This window comes from Flavobacterium poyangense, from assembly GCF_011751075.1.
GTDB classification, from domain to species: Bacteria; Bacteroidota; Bacteroidia; order Flavobacteriales; family Flavobacteriaceae; genus Flavobacterium; species Flavobacterium poyangense.
The window spans coordinates 69281-75280 of sequence record NZ_JAALLN010000019.1; the positions used below are offsets into that span (position 1 = coordinate 69281).

The following is a 6000-nucleotide window of genomic DNA, read 5'->3' on the forward strand; positions in this document are numbered from 1 at the left end:
TCCGATAGTAGTTTATTTGCAGCCGGAAATCTTTTAGTGTTGCTGGAATTTAGTCGACGGATAAGATTTTAATAGGTTAATGTAAAACTAAATAATAATGAATAAAAAAATACACACTTTATTTGCTTTTATTGTTGGAGGATATTTAGCAAATGCTCAGGTTGGTATTGGAACAGAGAATCCAAATAATTCTGCTCAACTTGAAATCGTTTCAAACGATAAAGGTATCTTGATCCCACAAGTGTCTTTAAAGAGCTCCGTTGATACTTCTACCATTGTTAACGGAAATGTTAATAGTCTTTTGGTTTTTAACACTGCAACTATTTCGGATATTACTCCAGGATATTACTATTGGTTTTCTGATAAGTGGTTAAGACTTGGTTATAAATCTGATACTCCTTCTCCAGTTAATAGCTTAATTTGGGACCCTGTTAATAATGTATTTACTTATATTGATAAAGCTGGTAATTCGCAGATTGTTAACCTGTCGCAGTTGATTAAAGACAAAGAAACCGTTACCGAAGTTACCAATAAAGGCAAAGGAGAATACAGCTATAAGAATGAAAAAGGAACCGATGTAACAATTAGTGTTATCGGAGATGTAAAAGCCAATATTCAGGATTTATTATCTGATCCAAATGTGAAGGCAGCTGTGAGCGCTGTTGCTTCGAAAACCGAAGGAGCAGTAGGATATGATCCTGCAAAAAACATACTGGTTTACGCAGATGCTAAAGGCCAAACTCAAAGTGTTGACCTAAACGGTATCGTTAAAAAAAATGAAACCGTTACAGAAGTTACCAATAAAGGCAAAGGAGAATACAGTTACAAGAATGAAAAGGGAACAGATGTAACCATTAGTGTTATCGGCGATGTAAAAGCCAATATTCAGGATTTATTATCCGATCCAAATGTAAAAGCAGCTGTTAGCGCTGTTGCTTCCAAAACAGAAGGAGCAGTAGGATATGATCCTGTAAAAAACACACTGGTTTACGCAGATGCACAAGGCAAAACTCAAAGCGTTGACCTAAATGGTATCGTTAAAAAAAATGAAACCGTTACCGAAGTTACCAATAAAGGCAAAGGAGAATACAGCTATAAGAACGAAAAAGGAACTGATGTAACGATCAGTGTTATCGGAGATGTAAAAGCCAATATTCAGGATTTATTATCCGATCCAAATGTAAAAGCAGCTGTTAGTGCTGTTGCTTCCAAAACCGAAGGAGCAGTAGGCTATGATCCTGTAAAAAACACATTGGTTTACGCAGATGCTCAAGGCCAAACTCAAAGTGTGAACTTAGACGGTATCGTTAAAAACAATGAAACGGTAACCACTTTGACCAAAATTTCAGTAGGGAAGTATTCTTATACTAATGAGAAAGGAGCTGTTGTTACGATTGATATTGCCAATGATGTATCAGGAACAGCCACAACAATCTTTAAAAACCCTGAGGTAATCAAAGAATTTGAAACTGTTTTAAAAGACAAAGAAACCGTTACAGAAGTTACCAACAAAGGAAAAGGAGAATACAGTTATAAGAATGAAAAAGGAACAGAGGTAACGATCAGTGTTATCGGAGATGTAAAAGCCAATATTCAGGATTTATTATCCGATCCAAATGTAAAAGCAGCTGTTAGTGCTGTTGCTTCCAAAATAGAAGGAGCAGTAGGATATGATCCTGCAAAAAACATATTGGTTTACGCAGACGCACAAGGTAAAACTCAAAGTGTGAACTTAGACGGTATCGTTAAAAACAATGAAACCGTAACCACTTTAACCAAAATCTCAGAAGGGAAGTATTCTTATACCAATGAGAAAGGAGCTGTTGTTACGATCGATATTGCCAATGATGTATCAGGAACAGCCACAACGATCTTTAAAAACTCTGAGGTAATTAAAGAATTAGAGACAGTTTTAAAAGACAAAGAAACCGTTACCGAAGTTACCAATAAAGGCAAAGGAGAATACAGTTATAAGAATGAAAAAGGAACAGAGGTAACGATCAGTGTTATCGGAGATGTAAAAGCCAATATTCAGGATTTATTATCCGATCCAAATGTGAAGGCAGCTGTAAGCGCTGTTGCTTCGAAAACCGAAGGAGCAGTAGGCTATGATCCTGCAAAAAACATATTGGTTTACGCAGACGCACAAGGTAAAACTCAAAGTGTGAACTTAGACGGTATCGTTAAAAATAATGAAACGGTAACCACTTTAACCAAAATTTCAGAAGGGAAGTATTCTTATACTAATGAGAAAGGAGCTGTTGTTACGATCGATATTGCCAATGATGTATCAGGAACAGCCACAACGATCTTTAAAAACCCTGAGGTAATCAAAGAATTTGAAACTGTTTTAAAAGACAAAGAAACCGTTACCGAAGTTACCAATAAAGGCAAAGGAGAATACAGCTATAAGAATGAAAAAGGAACTGATGTGACGATCAGTGTTATCGGAGATGTAAAAGCCAATATCCAGGATTTATTATCCGATCCAAATGTAAAAGCAGCTGTGAGTGCTGTTGCTTCGAAAACCGAAGGAGCAGTAGGCTATGATCCTGCAAAAAACACATTGGTTTACGCAGACGCACAAGGGCAAACTCAAAGTGTTGACCTAAACGGTATTGTTAAAAACAAAGAAACTGTTACAGAAGTTACCAATAAAGGCAAAGGAGAATACAGCTATAAGAATGAAAAAGGAACTGATGTAACGATCAGTGTTATTGGAGATGTAAAAGCCAATATTCAGGATTTATTATCCGATCCAAGTGTGAAGGCAGCTGTAAGCGCTGTTGCTTCCAAAACAGAAGGAGCAGTAGGCTATGATCCTGTAAAAAACATACTGGTTTACGCAGACGCTAAAGGCCAAACTCAAAGTGTTGACCTAAACGGTATTGTTAAAAACAAAGAAACTGTTACAGAAGTTACCAATAAAGGCAAAGGAGAATACAGCTATAAGAATGAAAAAGGAACAGAGGTAACGATCAGTGTTATCGGAGATGTAAAAGCCAATATTCAGGATTTATTATCCGATCCAACTGTAAAAGCAGCTGTAAGCGCTGTTGCTTCCAAAACAGAAGGAGCAGTAGGATATGATCCTGTAAAAAACACACTGGTTTACGCAGATGCTCAAGGCCAAACTCAAAGTGTAGACCTAAACGGTATCGTTAAAAAAAATGAAACCGTTACAGAAGTTACCAATAAAGGAAAAGGAGAATACAGCTATAAGAACGAAAAAGGAACTGATGTAACGATCAGTGTTATCGGAGATGTAAAAGCCAATATCCAGGATTTATTATCCGATCCAAGTGTAAAGGCAGCTGTAAGCGCTGTTGCTTCCAAAACAGAAGGAGCAGTAGGCTATGATCCTGCAAAAAACATATTGGTTTACGCAGATGCTCAAGGCCAAACTCAAAGTGTTGACCTAAACGGTATTGTTAAAAACAATGAAACCGTTACAGAAGTTACCAATAAAGGCAAAGGAGAATACAGCTATAAGAATGAAAAAGGAACTGATGTGACGATCAGTGTTATCGGAGATGTAAAAGCCAATATTCAGGATTTATTATCCGATCCAAATGTGAAGGCAGCTGTTAGTGCTGTTGCTTCCAAAACAGAAGGAGCAGTAGGCTATGATCCTGCAAAAAACACATTGGTTTACGCAGATGCACAAGGTCAAACTCAAAGTGTGAACTTAGACGGTATCGTTAAAAACAATGAAACGGTAACCACTTTGACCAAAATCTCAGAAGGGAAGTATTCTTATACCAATGAGAAAGGAGCTGTTGTTACGATTGATATTGCCAATGATGTATCAGGAACAGCCACAACGATCTTTAAAAATTCTGAGGTAATCAAAGAACTTGAGACTGTTTTAAAAGACAAAGAAACCGTTACCGAAGTTACCAATAAAGGCAAAGGAGAATACAGTTATAAGAATGAAAAAGGAACAGATGTAACGATCAGTGTTATCGGAGATGTAAAAGCCAATATTCAGGATTTATTATCCGATCCAAATGTGAAGGCAGCTGTAAGCGCTGTTGCTTCCAAAACCGAAGGAGCAGTAGGATATGATCCTGCAAAAAACATATTGGTTTACGCAGACGCACAAGGTAAAACTCAAAGTGTGAACTTAGACGGTATCGTTAAAAACAATGAAACGGTAACCACTTTGACCAAAATCTCAGAAGGGAAGTATTCTTATACCAATGAGAAAGGAGCTGTTGTTACGATTGATGTTGCCAATGATGTATCAGGAACAGCCACAACGATCTTTAAAAACTCTGAGGTAATCAAAGAATTAGAGACAGTTTTAAAAGACAAAGAAACCGTTACAGAAGTTACCAATAAAGGCAAAGGAGAATATAGCTATAAGAATGAAAAAGGAACTAATGTAACAATTAGTGTTATCGGAGATGTAAAAGCCAATATTCAGGATTTATTATCCGATCCAAATGTAAAAGCAGCTGTGAGCGCTGTTGCTTCCAAAACCGAAGGAGTAGTAGGGTATGATCCTGCAAAAAACACATTGGTTTACGCAGACGCTCAAGGCCAAACTCAAAGTGTTGACCTAAATGGTATCGTTAAAAATAATGAAACCGTTACCGAAGTTACCAATAAAGGAAAAGGAGAATACAGCTATAAAAATGAAAAAGGAACTGATGTGACGATCAGTGTTATCGGAGACGTAAAAGCCAATATTCAGGATTTATTATCCGATCCAAATGTAAAAGCAGCTGTGAGCGCTGTTGCTTCCAAAACCGAAGGAGTAGTAGGGTATGATCCTGCAAAAAATACATTGGTTTACGCAGATGCACAAGGGCAAACTCAAAGTGTGAACTTAGACGGTATCGTTAAAAATAATGAAACTGTAACCACTTTGACCAAAATCTCAGAAGGTAAGTATTCTTATACCAATGAGAAAGGAGCTGTTGTTACGATTGATATTGCCAATGATGTATCAGGAACAGCCACAACGATCTTTAAAAACTCTGAGGTAATCAAAGAATTAGAGACAGTTTTAAAAGACAAAGAAACTGTTACCGAAGTTACCAATAAAGGCAAAGGAGAATACAGCTATAAGAATGAAAAAGGAACTGATGTAACGATCAGTGTTATCGGAGATGTAAAAGCCAATATCCAGGATTTATTATCCGATCCAAATGTAAAGGTAGCTGTTAGTGCTGTTGCTTCCAAAACAGAAGGAGCAGTAGGATATGATCCTGTAAAAAACATACTGGTTTACGCAGACGCACAAGGCCAAACTCAAAGTGTAAACTTAGACGGTATCGTTAAAAACAATGAAACGGTAACCACTTTGACCAAAATTTCAGAAGGTAAGTATTCTTATACCAATGAGAAAGGAGCTGTTGTTACGATTGATATTGCCAATGATGTATCAGGAACAGCCACAACGATCTTTAAAAACCCTGAGGTAATCAAAGAACTTGAAACTGTTTTAAAAGACAAAGAAACCGTTACAGAAGTTACCAATAAAGGAAAAGGAGAATACAGCTATAAGAATGAAAAAGGAACAGAGGTAACGATCAGTGTTATCGGAGATGTAAAAGCCAATATTCAGGATTTATTATCCGATCCAAGTGTAAAGGCAGCTGTTAGCGCTGTTGCTTCCAAAACAGAAGGAGCAGTAGGCTATGATCCTGCAAAAAACACATTGGTTTACGCAGATGCTCAAGGGCAAACTCAAAGTGTTGACCTAAACGGTATCGTTAAAAACAATGAAACCGTTACCGAAGTTACCAATAAAGGAAAAGGAGAATACAGCTATAAGAATGAAAAAGGAACAGAGGTAACCATTAGTGTTATCGGAGATGTAAAAGCCAATATTCAGGATTTATTATCTGATCCAACTGTAAAAGCAGCTGTTAGCGCTGTTGCTTCGAAAACCGAAGGAGCAGTAGGATATGATCCTGTAAAAAACATACTGGTTTACGCAGATGCTCAAGGCCAAACTCAAAGTGTGAACTTAGACGGTATCGTTAAAAA

The 6000-nt window shown here is 37.2% G+C and carries 1 protein-coding gene; it reads left to right on the forward strand.

All coding sequences use genetic code 11. From position 1 onward, the window contains the following. Positions 1 to 97 precede the first annotated feature (97 nt). Positions 98 to 6000: hypothetical protein (locus tag G3A47_RS19870; protein ID WP_166925569.1), on the forward strand; the 5903-nt coding region annotated here is incomplete at its 3' end.